Source organism: Hydrogenophaga palleronii NBRC 102513 (genome assembly GCF_001571225.1).
GTDB lineage: Bacteria > Pseudomonadota > Gammaproteobacteria > Burkholderiales > Burkholderiaceae_C > Hydrogenophaga > Hydrogenophaga palleronii.
Map to the genome: position 1 here is coordinate 17,296 of NZ_BCTJ01000013.1, position 17,296 is coordinate 34,591.

A 17,296-nucleotide genomic window follows, 5' to 3' on the forward strand; every position below is an offset into this window, starting at 1 on the left:
CGGACGGGCAGAGGCGAGAAGCCTTCGCCGTGCGGAAGGGCGCAGCTTTGCCCAATCACTTCTCGAAACGCCCAATTTTCTCAGGACAACACCATGACCTCGAACCACAACTCGAACTCGAACCAGAAACCCAATCAGATTGAAGAATTCGCCACCGGACTGGAGCACTTCGCTGCCGAACTGCACAAGCACCATGCTCTGCAACCGCCACATGGCGCTCCTCAACCCATGAGCGTGGAGCTCTCCATCCCACCGGCTCCGAGCGCATACATCTCTGACCCCATGGACGAGTTCACCAACGTCTGCGGCGAACTGCTCGACCCGCTGTCGGTGATCCGGGTGACCGCGCACATCAGCGCCGCGCAGCCGTTCGGATCGATTGCGTCCGAGGCGGATCAGCACTTCTTGCAGACCGAGATGGCGTACCGCGGTGGAACGCCACCCAGCACGGTGGACCTCTCCGGCTGCATGTCCCTGGTCCGTCTGGGTGCAGGTGACCAGAGCGTGCTGCTGCCTTCGGTGCACGGCACCCGTTGGATTCCGGAGCCGGGCGTTTACGAACTCGAACTCATGAAGCATGCGGTGCCGAACGTGCCCTCGGATGTGCTGGTGCTTCAGCAATTCGGTAAGGCATTCCCAGGACCGGCCACGACGCCCTGGGTGCTGCGCCATCTGGGATTGCTGGACACGGTGGAACAGGATTTGCACCGCGTGCTCGCCAGCCTCAAACCCGTGCACCAGGCGTTCCTGATGGCCGCGCTTAGCCGACCGGACATCGAAGCAGCGCAGCAAGCGTCGACCGCCCCGGCTGGTCGGTACCCGCAGACGGCCGGGCGCAGCTTTGTCTTGCGCGCCGGCATTCTGGCCGCCATGCGCATGAACGCCCATGACCTCGACCGTGATGAAGCTTCGTTGGTGCGCCTGGCGGCGGTGCTGGCCGACCTGGGCGCACTGGACCTGCCGAACAAACCGCCATTGGTCGAACCGTCTTCATCTTCTTCGCCATCTTCACCTTCCCGCTCTGATGAAATGGAACTGAGGCGGCGCGCGCATCCCGATACGGTGCTGGTGCTTCGAGCCCTCCTGAGCCGCCTGGAAACGCTGGAGCCGGAAGACGCATCGCGACTGCGCGCGCTGTGGAGCGGGGAAGGCGAACGCCCGTTCCGCCTGGGCAGCCGTTTCGGCCCGCTGTCCAGGAACCCCGTGGACCCAGACGTGGCGCGCCTGGGCTGCGCGCTTGGCGATGCACTGAGCCGGGCTCGCGATGAAGACCACCGCCGCTTGAGCGTGCCGCGTTCGACGCAAGATGATCAGGGCGATGGTCGTTATGCCAGCGACGACGCAGGTGCCCGCAGCGCTTGGGTGGTGAAGTCAGTGCCCGCTCCTGCTCACGCCGTCAGGCCTGTAGTAACTCGTCCACCTGTGCCGTATTCAAAAGGCGAAGGTGGTTCCACCTCCGGTGGGTCCCCAGCCGGTGAACGTCACCCCGCGCCCCAGCGCCGCGCGATCTTTCCTCGGACGGTGATGGAGCATGAGTTGATGGAGGCGGTGTGCGATGCGTTAGATGACCCGAACGACATCTTCCTGCAGGAGCAGGACGTCATTGGCGAGTCCCATGCCGAAACGGATCACGAGCCCAGTGACGATGCCCACGGTGGTGATTCGGGTGATGCCCATGAGGACGCCAGTGGCGCTGGCGAGATGCTCTCGTGTAGTGAAGCCGCGACGGACACCGAAGAACTGGTCCGCCGGAAGTATTCGGTGAGCCGCATGCCACCTTCCAGCCTGGACTGGGCCGCCGGCATGCTCGACGGCGACGGATGCATCGCCATCGTGAAGCAACCGTTCCGTCACCGCAAGACGATCTACCGCTTGGTCGTGTGCATCGTCCAGAACTGCCGCCAGACCCTGGAGCACTTCCAGAAGTGTTTGAACCTGCCCGGCACCATCTACGAGGTGGCGCGCAAGCTCCAGCACAACAAGCAGGTCTACACCCTGAACTACAGCGGGCCGAACGCGATGCGGCTTGTGCAGATGCTCCAGGGCCACCTGGTGCGAAAGCGTCTGGAGGCTGCTGTGGCGTTGTCGTTCTGCGAGAACGGCCAGATCAGCCGGCGCTTTGGCTGCCACGGCGTGCCACCCCACATCCACAACATCCGTGTGGCGCACTACAAGAAGCTGCGGGCACTCAAATGAAGAGGATCCGCGTGCGCATTCATCCCGCCACAGAAAGCGCCGAACTCAGGATCGAGGTGCTCGAGGGCCTCACGCCGGTCCTCACGCCGCCCCCCTCCACGCCCGTGGCCTCTGAACACACGGGCCGACCGCCGTTCGTGACCGAAGGCCAGTTCGTGGAGCAGTCGAGCACGAGCCGGTACCACGCCGACCGAAAAGTCTTGTGGGTCACCCAGACCCTCAAAGACGAACTCGATGTCCAGGCCCAGCAAGAAGCCGAACGCAAGGCGCGCGAGGAGAAGGACGGCGCCGAAGCAGCCGAGAACGCCCAGGCGGAGGCTGCTGACGCCGCGGGCAATCCGCGTGATGCCAAGTCGGACAAGAAGGTCAAGGAAGAAGCGCGGCGTTCGCGGCGCAGGGGATTGCCCATTGGGAGCACAGATCCGAAAACATTCCAGGAGCAACTCAGCGGGTTGCCCGCCAAAAGGAAGCTGCGTGTCTACGACCCGGATGACCTGGAGAAGCTGTGCGAGAGCAAGCTGCAGAGCGACGCGGATGTGCAAAAGCGCAATGCCGCCATCTACAAAGAGCTGGCTCCCAAGGGCGCCTGGCGCCGGGTGGGCCTTCCCCCTAGCCTCAATGAGATCCTGGCCCTGGAGCAGTCCCACCCACATTTCTCTGAAGTGATCCATTTTGTGGCCGATCGACTCGCCCTGGCCAAGTTGAGCCGGCGTCCGGTGGGCATCCCACCCATGCTGCTCGCAGGACCTCCCGGGGTGGGCAAGACCCATTTCTGTGAGGCCTTGGCCCAAGCCCTGGGTGTGCCAGTACGGCGCCATCCGATGGACCAGGCCGAGACCTCATCGGCCTTGCTCGGTTCGGAGGTGACCTGGGGCAATACGCGCTTCGGCCTGGTGTTCGAGATGCTGGTCAGGGGAGACTACGCCAACCCGGTGGTGATCCTGGATGAGCTGGACAAGGCAGGGAGCTTTGGCCGGTCTTCAGACCCCACCGCTGTGTTGCACAGTCTGCTGGAGCCGGTGAGCGCCGGTCGGGTCCGAGACCAGAGTGTGGAGATGGAGCTCGATGCCAGCCTCATCACCTGGATCGCCACCAGCAACTATCCCTGGCAGATCGCGCCCACCCTGAGGTCCCGCATGCGGGCGTTCTACATCCGCATGCCCGACGCCGAGCAGGCCATCCTGGTGGCCCATACGGTGGTGGCGGCTGCGATCAGGAACGCCGGGGTGCGCCTGAAGCAGGAGCCCGACAAGGAGTTTGTGCTGGCGCTGGCGCACTTAAGTGCGCGGGAGATCTACCAGCTCACCGGGGCGGCGATCGCGCAGGCCGTGAGGCAGGGCAGCGGAGTTGTTTCGATCAAGGACCTGCCGGCCGAGGCGCTGGAAGACGACAAACAAGACGAACCAGTGAAGCATGTGCACTGAGAGCACTTGCCACAAAGACACCTATGACATCCACTTCCAACACTCCACCTGCTCCTATGAAGCCGTTGATCACTTTGTTCCTGGACTTTGACGGGGTGCTGCACCCCCAGGGCGGGTCCCACGGATCGGCTCTTCGAGAAAGCCCATCTGCTGCAGATCTGCCTTCGGCAGGTCGAGAACGTCGAGATGGTGATCTCGAGCTCGTGGGCGGCACACTACCCGTTGGAGAAGATGCGGGATTTCTTTGAAGAGCAGCCGGACCTGCATCGGCTCATCGTGGGCTGCACGCTTCAGAAAGGCAGTCCCAAGGTTGACTTTGGTGCCATACCGCTGCGTGAATCGCAGTGCCGCAACTGGTTGATCGCCAACCAGCGGGAGCCGCACCGTTGGATTGCGCTTGAGGACGATCTTCTGAACTTCAAAGCGCGAGAGCAGGTGGTGTTCACCGATCCCCGGCTGGGGTTCAGGACACGCGATGCCGAACGGGTGTTGGAGTTGGTCGGGCGTCTCCGAAAAGGAACGAGCGCATGAAAATCCAGCTGGCTTCCGACCTGCATATCGAACACCTTGAGAGGCGCTTCCCGCGAGAGGGAAAAGTGCTGCCTGACCCAAGTGCCGATGTGCTTGTGTTGGCGGGTGACATCCATTTGGGCACAAAAGGGATCGAGTACTACGCCGACGTCGATATCCCGGTGATCTATGTGGCCGGCAACCACGAGTTCTACGGAGCACATTGGGAGCGAACTCGTGCAGACCTTCAAGCGGCGGCCGTTGGGACATCAGTGCATGTCCTGGACAATGATCGCATTGAGATTGCAGGTGTTCGATTTCTGGGTGCAACGCTTTGGACGGACTTTAGGCAGCCGGGGTTCACGCAAAGCGCAGCGATGCAACGAACCGAGGCTGCTTTGAGCGACTTCAGATTGATCGAGACAGAAGAGGGGCCGTTTCAGGCACGGCATGCGCTCGCCGATCACGAGCGATCACGTGCCTGGTTGGAGGGTGAGCTGTCGCAAACATTCGATGGGTTGACCGTCGTCGTGACACACCATGGGCCGCATGCGCTGTCCATTCATCCCCGCTACCTCGGGAATCCTGTCAATGCGGGCTTCGTGAGCGACCTGGAGCCGTTGGTCAAACAGGCGGTTGTCTGGATGCACGGCCACGTGCATGACAGTTTCGACTACATGGTGGAAGGATGCCGAGTGATGGCGAATCCCAGAGGCTACCCCGTGAATGTGAACCGGGCTCGATCTGTCGATGAACTTCGGTTTGAGAATGTCGCGTTCAACGAGGTGTTCCTGATAGAGGTTTGAATCCCGCTCCAAATGGTGCCTGCGAGCGATCTCGTTGATGACATGACGTGTTGCCCGCACCACCCGCAAGAATCACTCGGCTTGCAACCGTGCCACCGCTTCGCGCTTGCCGATTTTGCGCACCGACATGATCTTCTCAAGTTGGGCTGCCCTGGGTGTCACTTGCCCGCTCTCCCACTTGTAGATGGATAGCGCAGATGCACCCACCAGTTGAGCCATCTGCGCCTGCGTGAAGCCAAGTCGTTGCCGCAGGGCCGAAAACTCGGCTGGACCAAACGTCACCTTGCGTCCTGGCTTGGTGCGAGCAAGAGTCGCATCGGGTTTGGACGCAGTCTTTGACGCAACACTCGGCGCGGTTCGGGATAGTGCTTTAACCTTTGACTCAAGTGCTTTGATCTTTCGCTTGAGCTCGGCAATCTCTGACCTATAGGTTGAGGAGCCCTTGCGCAGGGCTGAGAGCTCGTCGCGCAGCTCCTTGCGGGCGGCGCGGGCGATCTCTTTCTTAAGTGAAGCAGCGAAAGTAGTCATGTGCAGATTCTGCACCACAGCTGCGGATGCCTCTTACGGCGCCGCGCATTGAGCGCGTGTGTCTAGGGCTTACGGCACAACCCAGTCCAAGTATTTGTCCGCACCCCCGGTAGCTCAAATTTGGATCGGCGTCGACAGTGTCGACGACCAAAGCAAATCTTGAAAACTACGCGGCAATGACACAAGCTGGCGTCGAACTTTGTGGCCTCAGTTCCCACTGGATCGCACTCCGAACGTTGCCGTTGGATGGCAATATGACTGCCGAGCTCCTTCGCGGCTAATGTGGGCGATCGATTGCCCCGCCACATACGGCTCTTTGCCTCTTGGAAATCCGTTGGGCGCCAATGGTTCTGGCGTCTAAGTACGCCTGCATGACGCACCAATACCGAGGACTATTCACCTTCGCTGTCCTCAGCACGTGCCCCGCGTCGCGGCGCGCGAACATGGAGGCGTGCTTCGCGACTCAAACGGACATTCAACGGCTGTCAAATCAAGCCGCGCAGCCGAGAGAATTCAATGCGTGCATCGACGCTTTCGCGCCATGTCTCAAACTCAGCGGCTGTGGGCGCCTCCCCCTTGCCGGTCTGGTAGTTCAACATCTTCACGATGAAGACGCAATAAAGCTTATCCATGGCGGAAAGCGCAACTTGCTCCTTGAAGATTGCGTCACGCAGAGCTTGAATCGAGGTTTGGATCGGCATTGCAGTCCTTGTAAGTGGAACCTGCGCCTCAATGCCCCAGTGATTCTCGTCTCAGTATATGTCGCATCTTGCTCCTCCTATCCTCAGCCCACCGCCGATGAGATCCCGCGTGATCCGCACAGAGGTTTGACCGATCTCAACCCGCTTCACGCAGGATCGCAGCGGGTTTCCTTGTCCAGCCTGTTCTTCGTCGCTCGCTGGCGTCCCCCGCTGATACCCGTCTTGCGACTGACTTCTTGACTCGCGTGAACCGCCCCGTGTTTCGTGGAGGCCGGTTGGTTTAAGGCTACGCTGAACAAGTTGAGAGGTGGCGCGAGGTTTGCATGTATCGAGGCACCCGAGGCACGAAGGTGAAGATGAAGCAACAGACCCTGGCGATGGCAGCCGATCAAGGCGATGGCTACGAGCAGTACCGCAAGCCGACCAAGCGGGACACATTCCTGGCGACGATGGAACAGATCGTGCCGTGGCAGGAGCTGTGCTCGGTCATCGAGCCCCACTACCCCAAGGCCGGTAACGGACGCCCACCGATCGGGCTGGAACGCATGCTGCGGATGTACTTCGTGCAGCACTGGTTCAGCCTGGCCGACGAGGCCTGCGAGGAGGCCCTGCTCGACAGCACGGCGCTGCGCCGCTTTGTGGGCATCGATCTCGGGCGTGAACGTGTGCCTGACGGGACCACGCTGCTGAAGTTTCGCCGCCTGCTGGAGAAGCACAAGCTGGGCGAGGCCTTGTTTGCCAAGGTGGGGGTGGTACTGCAGGCGCGAGGCATGAAGGTGGGCACCGGCACCATCGTGGACGCTACCATCATCGGTGCGCCCAGCTCGACCAAGAACGCCGACAAGCAGCGCGACCCCGAGATGCACCAGACCCGCAAAGGCCAACAGTGGTACTTCGGCATGAAGATGCACATCGGCGTGGACAGCCGCACCGGACTGGCGCACAGCGCGGTGGTGACGGCGGCCAACGTGCATGACAAACACCCGCTGCCCGATCTGCTGCACGGCAACGAGCAGCGTGTGTACGGCGACAGCGCCTACGCCAGCCAGAGGGCGTTGATCGAATCGAAGGCGCCCCGGGCCAAGGACTTCACGAACCAGCGCGTGCGCTGGGGTGGCGAGGTCGATGAAGCCCAGCGCTCGAAGAATCACAACAAGTCCAAGGTCCGGGCCCGGGTCGAACACGTCTTCGCCGTGGTCAAGCGGCTCTGGGGCTTTACCAAGGTGCGCTACCGAGGCCTTGCCAAGAACGCCACGCGTTCGTTCGTGGTGCTGTGCCTGGCCAACATCTACCTGGCGCGTCAGCGCCTCGTGGCATGAGTGCGCCCTTTGCGCACCCCAAGTGCGGGAGCAAGGCCGGTATGACCAAGGAACGCGGTCAAATCGCCCAACTTCCCCGCATCAGCGACCACTTGCCCAGCGGGGCACTCAACTCGGCTACTTGTTCAGCGTAGCCTTAAGTCAAGCTTCCACCGTGGAGGCTTGACTGGCGAGTTGCCGATAGTAGTTTGCCTCAGCTTCTGCCGGCGGTATGTACCCGATGGGCTCAAGCAATCGGTGATGGTTAAACCAAGACACCCATTCGAGGGTCGCCAGTTCCACTGATTCCTTGGTTTTCCACGGCGCCCTGCGATGAATCAGCTCTGCCTTGTACAGGCCGTTAATTGTTTCCGCCAGGGCGTTGTCATAGCTGTCTCCTTTGCTGCCCACGGAAGGCTCGATGCCCGCCTCGGCCAGGCGTTCGCTGTAGCGGATGCCCACGTATTGCGAGCCTCTGTCCGAGTGGTGAATCAGCGTTCCATCGCGTTCGGGCTGGCGCGCGTACAGCGCCTGCTCCAGGGCATCAAGCACGAAGTCCGCACGCATGGAACTGCTGACCCGCCAGCCCACGATGCGCCTGGCGTACACGTCGATTACGAAGGCCACGTACAGCCAACCCTGCCAGGTCGAGACGTATGTGAAGTCAGAGACCCAGAGCTGGTTTGGCCGATCTGCCATGAACTGCCGGTTGACCCGATCCAGAGGGCACGGCGCACGCTTGTCGCTGATCGTCGTGCGAATTACCTTGCCTCTCATCACGCCTCGCAAACCCTGGCGCCGCATCAGACGCTCGACCGTGCAGCGAGCAACCGTTGTGCCTTCACGCGCGAGCTGTCGCCAGACCTTGTCCGCCCCGTAGACCTGCATGTTGGCGTTCCACACACGCTCGATCTGCGGCACCAGCAACTCATCGCGTTGTGCTCTGGCGCAGCGCTGCTGCGGTTCACGTCGCAGTGCTGCATGACGCCAGTATCCCGATGGGGCGACCCGCAATGCCTTGCAGATCGGCTCGACCCCGTGGGTGTACCGGTGTTCGTCAATGAAGTCCATCAGGACTTGAGTCGGCGGTCGAGCTCCGCCTGGGCGAAAAACGCGCTGGCCAACTTCAATATCTCGTTGGCTCGGCGCAGCTCCTTGACCTCTCGTTCCAGATCCTTGACCCGTTGGGCCTCACTGGACGTGACGCCTTCTCGCACACCAGAATCGACCTCGGCGCGCTTGACCCATTCGTTCAAGGTCTGCGGCACACAGCCGATCTTCGGCGCGAGGGACTCGATAGCTGCCCACAACGACGGGTACTCCCCACGGTGCTCTTGCACCATCCTCACCGCACGCTCACGCACCTCGGGTGAGAACTTGTTTGACTTCTTCATGGCTCAATCCTCTCAGAGAAAAGAGCCTCCTCAAAAACCGGGGCGGTTCAGTTAGCGCTCTAACAGTGGATGAATGCCCTGGCGAAACGAACCCGAGGAATAGCGGCGACTTGGCCCTACAAATCCAGTACTAGTAGTCGCGATTTCGCGCGCGAGCAGCATGGCGTGAACTGGTCATTCGCCGCATGCTCCGCATCGCTGAAATACTGATCGTGGTGGTCTGGCACGCCCTCCAGAACGCGGGTAACGCAGGTGCCGCAGATGCCCTGTTCGCAGGAGACGGGGATGTCGAACCCCAGCCGCGCAGCGGCGGCAACCACGGTTTCGTTCGGCCCAACCACCACCGTCTCGCCCGTGCTGGCGATGCGCAACTCAAAGGAATCGCCTGTCACCGGCTCCGATGCCGTGAAGGTTTCCGAGTGTGTCTGACCGGCAGGCCACGACACGGCTGCCAGCGTGTCGGACACATGCTGGAGAAATCCGGCAGGACCACAGCTGTAGACGTGCGCGTCGGGCCGTGACGCTTGCAAAGATGCCACGAGTTCGCGCACAGGCTGCGAGCCCGCGGGCGATTCGTCGTCCAGGTGAAGGACCACCTGGTCCGCGAACGCGCCCGTGAGCAACTCCGACAGAAAGGCAACGCGCTCACGCGACCGGGCAAAGTAGTGCAGCTCGAAAGGCCGGCCCCGTGCATGCAGGTGGTAAGCCATAGCGAGCAAGGGTGTCACGCCAATGCCACCCGCCAACAGCACGCTGGCGTGCATGCCATCGGACAGCGCAAACAGATTGCGCGGCATGCTGATGCGCAAGGTGTCGCCCTCATGAACCATGTCGTGAACCGCTTGCGAACCGCCGCGGGTCTTCGGGTCGCGCAGCACCGCAATGCGGTACCGCCCCTGCTGGGGCGGCCCGCCACACAGCGAATACTGGCGCACCAGCCCGTTGGGCAAGAACACGTCGATGTGGGAGCCGGCGTCGAAAGCCGGCAGGCTTTCCCCGTCGACGGCCACCAACTCGTAGGCATTGATGTCCTGTGCCTCGCGGGTTTTCTTCGCCACCCTGACGGCGATCTCATTCACGGGAAACACCTCGTCTTACTTCAGCGGACATTGCGACGCATAGGCATCCTGGTAACTCTTGAACGGTGTCGAGACGGTCTTGAGGTTCAGACGGCCGCCACTGTCCTTGCCAACCTCCATGATGTGCATGCCCTGCACCGGGAAGTTGTTGTTGCCGAACTTGAAGTCTCCTCGCACCGACTTGAAGTCGGCGGCTTTCAGCGCTGCCATGAAGGCCTTCTTGTCAGACACATTCCCCTTGACCTTGCCGATGGCCGAATCGAGCAATTGCGCCGCGTCGTAGCTTTGCGCGGCGTAGTTGGACGGGATGCGCTTGTACTTGCGCTCGAAATCCTCGACGAACTGCTTGCTCTGCGCGTTGGCAAAATCCGGCGCCCAGAAACCGCCGCTGACCATGCCGATGGACGAATCGCCAATGGCCGGCAACGACAAGGCGTCGGCGATGAAGGTCGTCAGCAACGGCAGGCTCTTTGACATGCCGGCTTGCGCGTACTGTTTGGAGAACGCAATGCCCAGGCCGCCGGGGAAGAAGGCGAACACCGCGTCGGGCTTTGCCGCAGCCACTTGCGACAGCTCGGCCGAAAAGTCCATTTGCGTGAGCGAGGTGTAGACCTCGTCGACCAGCGGGCCCTTGTAGTAGCGCTTGAACCCCGCCACGATGTCTTTCCCGGCCTGGTAGTTCGGCGCCAACACGAAGACCTTCTTGTAGCCCTTGTCCTTGGCGTACTGGCCGACCGCTTCGGCGGCCTGGTCACCTTGCCACGAGGTGATGAACTGGTAGGGCGAACACTGCGTGCCAGCGATCTGCGACGGACCGGCATTGGACCCGATGAGGAAGACCTCCTTGTCGGTCACGTACTTGTGCACGGCCATCATGATGTTGGAGAAGGACACGCCGGTGACGATGGGCACGTTCTCCTTTTCCACCAGGCGGCGCACCGCCTGGTTGGCGACGTCGGGCTTGAGCTGGCTGTCTTCCTTGATCAGCGTGATGGGCACACCGCCGAGCTTGCCGCCATTGCGTTCCAGCAACAGGTTGAAGCCGTCGAGCTGGTCTTGGCCCACGCCGGCGGTGGGGCCTGACAGCTCGCCCAGAAAGCCGATCTTGACCGGCGTCTGCGCCCAACCAGCGCTTGCGAACACCAGGCCGCTGGCGAGCAAAGCACGCGCCACGGTGGATGTGAGGGACTTGCTCTTTTTCGCCGTATTCGTGTTCTTCATCGTGTGTCTCCGTTGTTGAAAGCTGCTCTGGTTTCTCGTTCAGGCGTTTGCCGGTGCCGGTCCCGCGTTGACTTGTGCGGGTCGCACCACCTTGACGGGCACGGCGCTCGCCTCCGTCGCCTGGTCTTCCTTCACCATGCGTTCGAGCGAGCGGCGCATGCGCACCGGTCCGGCGTCCACGCTCAGCAGCACCGGCTTCATGTCCCAGAAGTTGTTGTCACCGATGGCTTCCTGCTGTGCGTTGATGATGGGTTTGTCCTGCGCTTCGAAGGCGTGCCGGCGCAAAGCTGAAAAGGTGGCCGCTTCTTCGGGGGTCATGTTGGTGCCGGGTGGCATGGCGGCGGCGAAGTGGTAGTGCACGGTCTTCTCCGACTCGGGCGTGAGGATGTGCACGCCGTAGTACCAGCCATGGTCCTCACGTTGACCACCGACCTCGTGCACACCGGAGTCGAGCAGAAAGCAACTGGGCGGGATCCAGGTCATGTTGGTCCACATGTCCACCGGCTTGCCATCGCGGCGATAGACCATGTCGAAGATGGGCGGCACGGAAATGTTGGGCATCCAACGGTTGCAGTGGATCTTGCTGCCCTCCTCTTTCAACACCTGGTCCGCGCCGACTTGCTCGGGGCTGCCCAGGTAACCATCGTGCAGGTAGGTGATGTGGCTCAGGTCCAGCAGGTTCTCGCCCATCAACTCGTAATTGGCATCGATGTGCAGGTAGCCGCGGCTGGTGGCGAAGCCGGCGTCCGACTCGAGCACGCTGTAGTCGGGGATGTTGGCCGGGTCGGCGGTTTCGCTGCCCATCCAGATCCACAACATGCCGTGCTTCTCGGCCACGGGGTAGGTCTTCACCTTGGCTGCGGCGGGGATCTTGCCGTCACCGTGCGGGTTCTTCACGCATGCGCCCGAGCAGTCAAAGGTCAGGCCGTGGTACACGCATTCGATCGCGTCGTCGACGATCTTCCCCAGATGCAATGGAATGAAACGGTGCGGGCAGCGGTCTTGCAACCCCACGGGAGTGCCATCTTTCTTGCGGAAGAACACCACCGCTTCGTTCAGAAGTTTGCGGTGAAACAACGCGTCCGGTTTTACTTCGTTGCTCCAGCAAGCCACGTACCAGGCATTTTTGATGAAGGCCATTCCAGGCTCCTTTCGTTCGTCATGGGATGGCTGGAATTTTCACATACAGAGCGTGCGGTTTGTAAATGCAATGGAGACAATTTTCTAGGTGTTGACCCGTAGATGGGCAGCCACCAACGCGATCAGACTCAAGGACATCCGCGAATGGGCGGGTCCATAATCGATCTCCACCACCGGCAGACAGATGACCCAACGCATGGCCCTTCCACCCTCTGACAGCACAAAGTCAAGCGCCGTGAAACCGCGCGCCAGCAAGAACGCTGAAACGCCCACCGAGAAGCCGCAGCGCCGCTCGCAGGAAGACCGAAGCCGCACGACGCGCGACAAGTTGCTGGCAGCGACGATCGAAGTGCTGCTGCGTGTCGGCTACAACGGACTCACGATGAAAGAGGTGGCGACATCGTCGCGTGTGTCGAACGGCGCGTTGATGCACCATTTCGCCAACAAGGCAGAGCTGGTGGTGGAGGCCACGGCCATGGTCTACGAAGAAGCCATTCAGCGCGGCCAGCACACGGCGCAGACCGCCGGCGCCACGGAAAAGTTGATAGAAGGCCATATCGCCGATTGCATCAGCGTGTACTTCGACTGGCCGTTCATTGCGGCGCTCGAATGCATCGTCGTGGCCCGCACCGATCCCTATCTGATGGCGCACATCCAGCCCGTGATGGAGCGCTACCGCGTGACCTGCGACGACATCTGGCTGGCGGTGTTCCGCAAGGCGGGTGTGCCCACCAAGCGGGCCCGCATGCTGATGAACCTGAACCTGAACATGGTTCGCGGCATGGGACTGAACCGCATGTGGCGCCACGACGATGCGCACTACCAGGCCTATCTGAAAGACTGGATCGCGATTGCAAACCAGCAACTTCAGGCCGGCAAATAGAGACGCCTCAGCTCATTCGGCGTCGGGCTGCCGTGAAGGTTGCGCATCGGCAAACGCGTCGAGCGCCTGGCAATTCGCATAGACCTTCATCGCGCATGGAAAGCCCGACAGATCCACGTTGAAGCGCTGTGCGCTGAAGACCTGCGGCACAAGGCAGCAGTCGGCCATCGTGGGCACATCGCCGACGCAAAAGCGCGACGCCGGACGGCGCGCCAGCTCGGCTTCCACGGCCTGCAGGCCGAGCGCGATCCAGTGGTGAATCCAGGCCGATTTGGCGTCTTCGCTGGCACCCAGCGTGGTGGTGAGGTACTTGAGCACGCGAAGGTTGTTCAACGGATGAACATCGCACGCGATGCCCAGCGAGAGTTGGCGCACGAGGGCGCGGTCGGCCAGGGCCTTGGGCAGCAGCGGCACCGTCGGATAGGCCTCGTCGAGATACTCCATGATGGCCAGCGACTGGCTGATTTGCACCCCGTCTTCGCTCAGCACGGGCACCAGCGCTTGCGGATTGAGCGCGCGAAAGGCTTCACCGAATTGCTCGCCCCCCTGTCGGGTCAGGTGCACGAAGACGTGTTGCGCCGTCAGACCCTTGAGGTTCAAGGCGATGCGCACGCGGTAAGCGGCAGAGCTTCGGAAGTAGGTGTGAAGGGTTCGGTTCATGGATCAACACTGTGTTGGGTCTGGGGCGGGTGTGGGTGCGCTATCAAACGCCCATGTACTGGCGCACGATGTCGGGGTTGTCGCGCAGTTCGGTCGAGCTGCCCTGCCACACCACGCACCCCTTCTCCACCACGACATGGCGATCGGCAAGGCCCAGCAACGCCTTGACGTTCTTGTCGATGACGATCTGCGACAGGCCCTCGCTCTTCAGCGCGGACAACGCACGCCAGATCTCCTGCCGAATCACCGGCGCCAGACCTTCGGTGGCTTCATCGAGCACCAGCAGGCGCGGGTTGGTCATGAGCGCGCGGCCAATGGCCAGCATCTGCTGCTCACCGCCGGACAGTTGCGAGCCCAGGTTGCGCCGCCTTTCCTTCAAGCGCGGAAAGAACGCGTAGATGCGCTCCAGGTCCCACGGCTTGCCACGGCCTTTGCCGTCGTCGCGCGCGGTGGCGATCAGGTTCTCTTCAACGGTGAGGTTGGGAAACACCTGACGGCCTTCCGGCACCAGCGCCAGACCTTGGCGCGCGATGCGATGCGAGGGCAAGTGGTCCACGCGCGCACCGTCGATCGAGATGCTGCCAGCACCCACCGGCAGCATGCCGAAGAGGCATTTCACCGTGGTCGAACGGCCCATGCCATTGCGCCCCAGCAGGGTCACCACCTCGCCCGCCGCAACGTCGAACGAAATGTCGAAAAGCGCCTGTGCATGCCCATAGGAGGCCTGCAGGCCTTTGACGGAAAGGAACGCGCTCATGGGGAGGTCTCCGGGGTCTCGGCTTCTTCTTCGCCGAGGTACACGGCGCGCACCTCGGGGTGGTTGCGGATTTCGTCGGGTGTGCCTGTGAACAGCACACGGCCGTAGACCAGCACGCTGATGCGGTCGGCCAGAGCGAACACAGCTTCCATATCGTGTTCGACCAACAGGATCGTGTACTTGCGCTTCAAGCGCTGGAGCAGCGCGATGACGGCGGTGGACTCCTGCGCACTCATGCCTGCCATGGGTTCGTCCAGCAGCAGAAACTGCGGCCCGGCGGCCAGGCTCATCGCCAGCTCGAGCTGGCGCCGCTCGCCATAGCCCAGATCGCCTGCCAGCGCGTTCACGCGGTGTGTGAGCCCGGTGTCCTGCAGCGCTTGTTCCGCGAAGCCGCGTGCGGCCTTGTCGCCCAGCAGGGGCGCCCAGAAGCCGAAGGCGTGGCGGCGGGCGGCGCGCGCGGCGAACGTTGCGTTCTCCAGCACGGTGAACTCCTCGAAGATCGAGGTGATCTGGTAGGAGCGCAACAGGCCAAGGCGCGCGCGCTCGTGGATGGGCAGCGACGAGACGTCTGCTCCCTTGAACCAGACGCTGCCGCTGTGAGGCTCCAGCTCGCCGGAGAGCTGGTTGATCAGGGTGGTCTTTCCGGCGCCGTTGGGGCCGATGATGGCGTGCAACTCACCTTCGCCGATGTCGAGCGACACCGCGTCCGTGACCAGCAAGGCGCCAAAACGTTTCGTGAGCGCATCGGTGCGCAATACGCTGGCCATCAGGCACCTCCATCGGCAAGGGTGTGGACCACCGGCTTGGGCGGTGGCGCCGCTTCAGGCTTGCGGGTGTCGAAACGCTCCAGCAGGCCAACGATGCCGCTCTTGCCGAGCAGCGCGACGACGACGATCATGGGACCGAAGATGACCATCCAGTGCTCGGTTACGCCCTTGAGGATTTCTTCCAGGCCCAGGAACACCAGCGCCCCCAGGAGCGGGCCGAACACCGTGCCCAGGCCGCCGATGACCACGATGACGATCAGTTCGCCCGACACCGACCACGCCAGCGTGCTCGGCGACGCATAGGCATTGAGGTTGGCCAGCAGAAATCCGGACAGCCCGCACAACATGCCAGAGACCACGTAGGCCAGCAGTTGGTAACGCACCACCGGGATGCCGGTGGCACTCACGCGCCGCGCGTTCTGCTTGGCGCCCCGAATGACCATGCCGAAGGGCGACACGCGCAGACGCGCCAGCCACCAGATGGACAGCACCAACAACACGAAGGATGCAACGTAGACGCTGGTGGCCGAGGACAGATCGACCGGGCCAAAGCGGCTGGTCAGTGCGATCGGCATGCCGTCGTCGCCGCCGTAGTTCTTCAGGCTCACGAACAGGAAGTAGCCCATCTGCGCGAACGCCAGCGTGATCATGATGAACGCGATGCCACTGGTGCGCAGGCTGATCGCTCCAGTCGCCAGGGCCACCACCCCGCACACCACCAAGCACAACGCGAGGTGGATCCAGCCGTTGCCGATGCCGTGAAAGGACGCCAGGCCCACCGCATAGGCGCCGATGCCGAGAAAGAGCGAATGACCAAAACTCACCAGCCCGCCGTAGCCCAACGCGATGTTGAGCGCACAAGCGGCAATGGCGTAGATGACGATGCGCGCGAAGAAGGCGATGTAGAACGTGTGGCCGGTGGCATGGGCCACGAAGGGCACGCAAGCCAGCAACAGCAACACCAGCAGAGGCACCCATTGGCTGGGTCGGGAAAGTAGTGCAGACATGGCGATCACCTGTGGGTCGGAAAAAGCCCTTGCGGGCGCCAAGCCAGTACCACCGCCATCAGCAGGTAGACCAGCATGGAGGCCAGCGCCGGTCCAGCGGCATCGGCGAACGAACGCTCGGCCACCTGGCGTAGCAGAAAGGGCAGGAACACGCGGCCCATCGTGTCGACGATGCCGACAATGAGCGCGGCATAAAACGCGCCCGTGACCGAGCCGATGCCCCCGATCACGATCACCACCAGCGTGGTGATGAGCACCGACTCACCCATGCCCGATTGCACCGAGAGAATCGGGCCGGCCATTGCACCGGCCAGGCCGGCCAGCATGGCGCCCACGCCGAACAACATGGCGTTGAGCAGGCGGATGTTGACGCCCAGCGCCGCCACCATGGCAGGGTTCACGGCGCCCGCGCGGATCAGCATGCCGACCCGTGTCTTGTTGATCAGCAACCACGAACCCACGGCCACCAACAGGCCCACGGCGATGATAGCGAACCGGTACGCCGGGTAGGTAAAGCCGCCGATGTCGACGGCACCGCTCAGAAAGTCCGGTACCTGCAGAAACACCGGCTGCGATCCCCAGATCATGCGCACCAGTTCGTTGAAGAACAGCACCAGGCCGAAGGTGGCGAGCACATGGTCGAGGTGGTCGCGCCGGTACAGCCGCGAAACCGCGACAAACTCCAACGCCAGCCCCAGCAACAGCGAGCCCACCATGGCCGCTAGCACTGCCAGCCCGAAAGAGCCGGTGTACGCGAAGGCGCTGGCCGCGAAGTACGCGCCCATCATGTACAGCGAGCCGTGCGCCAGGTTGACGAAGCTCATGATGCCGAAGACCAGCGTCAGGCCGGCGGCCAGCAGGAACAGCAGTACACCGTACTGCAGCCCGTTAAGCAGTTGAGCAAAAACGATAGTGCTGCTCATGG

At 62.2% G+C, this 17,296-nt stretch carries 17 protein-coding genes, 1 pseudogene and 1 other annotated feature; of the genes and pseudogenes, 6 read left to right on the forward strand and 12 right to left on the reverse strand.

Translation table 11 applies throughout. The features are described from left to right. Positions 1 to 93 precede the first annotated feature (93 nt). The 4 genes from HPA01S_RS23335 (at position 94) to HPA01S_RS11100 (ending at position 4,936) form a co-directional block, all read left to right on the forward strand. Positions 94 to 2,196 carry a tetratricopeptide repeat protein gene (locus tag HPA01S_RS23335; protein WP_066269899.1) on the forward strand — a complete coding sequence of 701 codons (2,103 nt, stop codon included), beginning with the start codon at positions 94 to 96 and terminating at the stop codon, positions 2,194 to 2,196. Further along, positions 2,193 to 3,620, forward strand: coding sequence for an AAA family ATPase (locus HPA01S_RS11090; RefSeq protein WP_066269901.1), 1,428 nt, complete (start codon positions 2,193 to 2,195; stop codon positions 3,618 to 3,620). Before HPA01S_RS23335 ends, HPA01S_RS11090 begins: the two co-directional genes overlap by 4 nt. An 87-nt stretch (positions 3,621 to 3,707) precedes the next feature. Beyond that, on the forward strand, positions 3,708 to 4,151 hold the full coding sequence (locus HPA01S_RS11095) for an HAD domain-containing protein (protein WP_066269902.1): 444 nt from the start codon (positions 3,708 to 3,710) through the stop codon (positions 4,149 to 4,151). Continuing rightward, complete coding sequence (locus HPA01S_RS11100) at positions 4,148 to 4,936, forward strand: metallophosphoesterase (RefSeq protein ID WP_066269904.1); 789 nt, start codon at positions 4,148 to 4,150, stop codon at positions 4,934 to 4,936. Before HPA01S_RS11095 ends, HPA01S_RS11100 begins: the two co-directional genes overlap by 4 nt. Positions 4,937 to 5,008: 72 nt before the next feature. On the opposite strand, the gene HPA01S_RS11105 is transcribed toward HPA01S_RS11100, so the two are convergent. Both HPA01S_RS11105 and HPA01S_RS11110 read right to left on the reverse strand, forming a co-directional pair. Further along, positions 5,009 to 5,464, reverse strand: a complete 456-nt coding sequence (locus tag HPA01S_RS11105) for a helix-turn-helix domain-containing protein (RefSeq protein WP_066269905.1) — start codon at positions 5,462 to 5,464, stop codon at positions 5,009 to 5,011. 485 nt (positions 5,465 to 5,949) lie between these two features. Then, a complete protein-coding gene (locus tag HPA01S_RS11110) occupies positions 5,950 to 6,165 on the reverse strand; it encodes a hypothetical protein (protein ID WP_066269910.1) in 216 nt (71 codons plus the stop codon). 356 nt (positions 6,166 to 6,521) lie between these two features. Between HPA01S_RS11110 and HPA01S_RS11115 the strand changes: the two genes are divergently transcribed. Then, positions 6,522 to 7,484, forward strand: a complete 963-nt coding sequence (locus tag HPA01S_RS11115) for an IS5 family transposase (RefSeq protein ID WP_066270042.1) — start codon at positions 6,522 to 6,524, stop codon at positions 7,482 to 7,484. 141 nt (positions 7,485 to 7,625) lie between these two features. On the opposite strand, the gene HPA01S_RS11120 is transcribed toward HPA01S_RS11115, so the two are convergent. The 4 genes from HPA01S_RS11120 to HPA01S_RS11140 form a co-directional block, all read right to left on the reverse strand. After that, positions 7,626 to 8,857, reverse strand: a protein-coding gene (locus HPA01S_RS11120; protein WP_157084975.1) for an IS3 family transposase whose coding sequence is annotated in 2 segments (ribosomal slippage) — positions 7,626 to 8,569 and positions 8,569 to 8,857 — 1,233 coding nt in all. Because the reading frame shifts where the segments join, the coding sequence is not laid out codon by codon here. Continuing rightward, positions 8,463 to 8,579 (reverse strand) — a sequence feature (AL1L pseudoknot). It overlaps the preceding gene by 117 nt. Positions 8,858 to 8,973: 116 nt before the next feature. Beyond that, positions 8,974 to 9,936 carry a PDR/VanB family oxidoreductase gene (locus HPA01S_RS11130; protein ID WP_066270044.1) on the reverse strand — a complete coding sequence of 321 codons (963 nt, stop codon included), beginning with the start codon at positions 9,934 to 9,936 and terminating at the stop codon, positions 8,974 to 8,976. 15 nt (positions 9,937 to 9,951) lie between these two features. Beyond that, entirely contained in the window at positions 9,952 to 11,157 is a 1,206-nt protein-coding gene (locus HPA01S_RS11135; RefSeq protein WP_066269915.1) for an ABC transporter substrate-binding protein, read from the reverse strand. A 39-nt stretch (positions 11,158 to 11,196) separates the two neighbouring features. Beyond that, positions 11,197 to 12,297 carry a Rieske 2Fe-2S domain-containing protein gene (locus tag HPA01S_RS11140; RefSeq protein ID WP_066269916.1) on the reverse strand — a complete coding sequence of 367 codons (1,101 nt, stop codon included), beginning with the start codon at positions 12,295 to 12,297 and terminating at the stop codon, positions 11,197 to 11,199. Positions 12,298 to 12,532: 235 nt separating this feature from the next. Between HPA01S_RS11140 and HPA01S_RS11145 the strand changes: the two genes are divergently transcribed. Continuing rightward, on the forward strand, positions 12,533 to 13,180 hold the full coding sequence (locus HPA01S_RS11145; protein WP_245638623.1) for a TetR/AcrR family transcriptional regulator: 648 nt from the start codon (positions 12,533 to 12,535) through the stop codon (positions 13,178 to 13,180). 12 nt (positions 13,181 to 13,192) lie between these two features. Here HPA01S_RS11145 and maiA read toward each other — a convergent pair whose 3' ends face one another. From maiA to HPA01S_RS11170, 6 genes and pseudogenes are all read right to left on the reverse strand, one after another. Next, positions 13,193 to 13,840 carry a maleylacetoacetate isomerase gene (gene maiA / locus HPA01S_RS11150; RefSeq protein ID WP_066269920.1) on the reverse strand — a complete coding sequence of 216 codons (648 nt, stop codon included), beginning with the start codon at positions 13,838 to 13,840 and terminating at the stop codon, positions 13,193 to 13,195. Between the two features lie 43 nt (positions 13,841 to 13,883). Next, positions 13,884 to 14,597, reverse strand: a complete 714-nt coding sequence (locus HPA01S_RS11155; protein ID WP_066269922.1) for an ABC transporter ATP-binding protein — start codon at positions 14,595 to 14,597, stop codon at positions 13,884 to 13,886. Further along, positions 14,594 to 14,842 carry an ABC transporter ATP-binding protein C-terminal domain-containing protein gene (locus HPA01S_RS23910; RefSeq protein ID WP_441665990.1) on the reverse strand — a complete coding sequence of 83 codons (249 nt, stop codon included), beginning with the start codon at positions 14,840 to 14,842 and terminating at the stop codon, positions 14,594 to 14,596. Before HPA01S_RS23910 ends, HPA01S_RS11155 begins: the two co-directional genes overlap by 4 nt. A 6-nt stretch (positions 14,843 to 14,848) precedes the next feature. Then, positions 14,849 to 15,295: pseudogene (locus tag HPA01S_RS23915) on the reverse strand (ATP-binding cassette domain-containing protein); the annotation flags it as partial. Positions 15,296 to 15,363: 68 nt separating this feature from the next. Further along, entirely contained in the window at positions 15,364 to 16,371 is a 1,008-nt protein-coding gene (locus HPA01S_RS11165) for a branched-chain amino acid ABC transporter permease (protein ID WP_066270045.1), read from the reverse strand. A gap of 5 nt (positions 16,372 to 16,376) precedes the next feature. Beyond that, the gene (locus HPA01S_RS11170) at positions 16,377 to 17,294 is read right to left on the reverse strand and encodes a branched-chain amino acid ABC transporter permease (RefSeq protein ID WP_066269924.1); all 918 of its coding nucleotides are present in this window, start codon (positions 17,292 to 17,294) and stop codon (positions 16,377 to 16,379) included. Between the last annotated feature and the right edge of the window lie 2 nt (positions 17,295 to 17,296).

Excerpts from the sequence above, each read along its gene's own strand:
- HPA01S_RS23335 (WP_066269899.1), top strand. The coding sequence starts at position 94 with ATGACCTCGAACCACAACTCGAACTCGAACCAGAAACCCAATCAGATT.
- HPA01S_RS11090 (WP_066269901.1), top strand. The coding sequence starts at position 2,193 with ATGAAGAGGATCCGCGTGCGCATTCATCCCGCCACAGAAAGCGCCGAA.
- HPA01S_RS11100 (WP_066269904.1), top strand. The coding sequence starts at position 4,148 with ATGAAAATCCAGCTGGCTTCCGACCTGCATATCGAACACCTTGAGAGG.
- HPA01S_RS11105 (WP_066269905.1), bottom strand. The coding sequence starts at position 5,464 with ATGACTACTTTCGCTGCTTCACTTAAGAAAGAGATCGCCCGCGCCGCC.
- HPA01S_RS11110 (WP_066269910.1), bottom strand. The coding sequence starts at position 6,165 with ATGCCGATCCAAACCTCGATTCAAGCTCTGCGTGACGCAATCTTCAAG.
- HPA01S_RS11115 (WP_066270042.1), top strand. The coding sequence starts at position 6,522 with ATGAAGCAACAGACCCTGGCGATGGCAGCCGATCAAGGCGATGGCTAC.
- HPA01S_RS11135 (WP_066269915.1), bottom strand. The coding sequence starts at position 11,157 with ATGAAGAACACGAATACGGCGAAAAAGAGCAAGTCCCTCACATCCACC.
- HPA01S_RS11140 (WP_066269916.1), bottom strand. The coding sequence starts at position 12,297 with ATGGCCTTCATCAAAAATGCCTGGTACGTGGCTTGCTGGAGCAACGAA.
- maiA (WP_066269920.1), bottom strand. The coding sequence starts at position 13,840 with ATGAACCGAACCCTTCACACCTACTTCCGAAGCTCTGCCGCTTACCGC.
- HPA01S_RS11155 (WP_066269922.1), bottom strand. The coding sequence starts at position 14,597 with ATGAGCGCGTTCCTTTCCGTCAAAGGCCTGCAGGCCTCCTATGGGCAT.
- HPA01S_RS23910 (WP_441665990.1), bottom strand. The coding sequence starts at position 14,842 with ATGGCAGGCATGAGTGCGCAGGAGTCCACCGCCGTCATCGCGCTGCTC.
- HPA01S_RS11165 (WP_066270045.1), bottom strand. The coding sequence starts at position 16,371 with ATGTCTGCACTACTTTCCCGACCCAGCCAATGGGTGCCTCTGCTGGTG.
- HPA01S_RS11170 (WP_066269924.1), bottom strand. The coding sequence starts at position 17,294 with ATGAGCAGCACTATCGTTTTTGCTCAACTGCTTAACGGGCTGCAGTAC.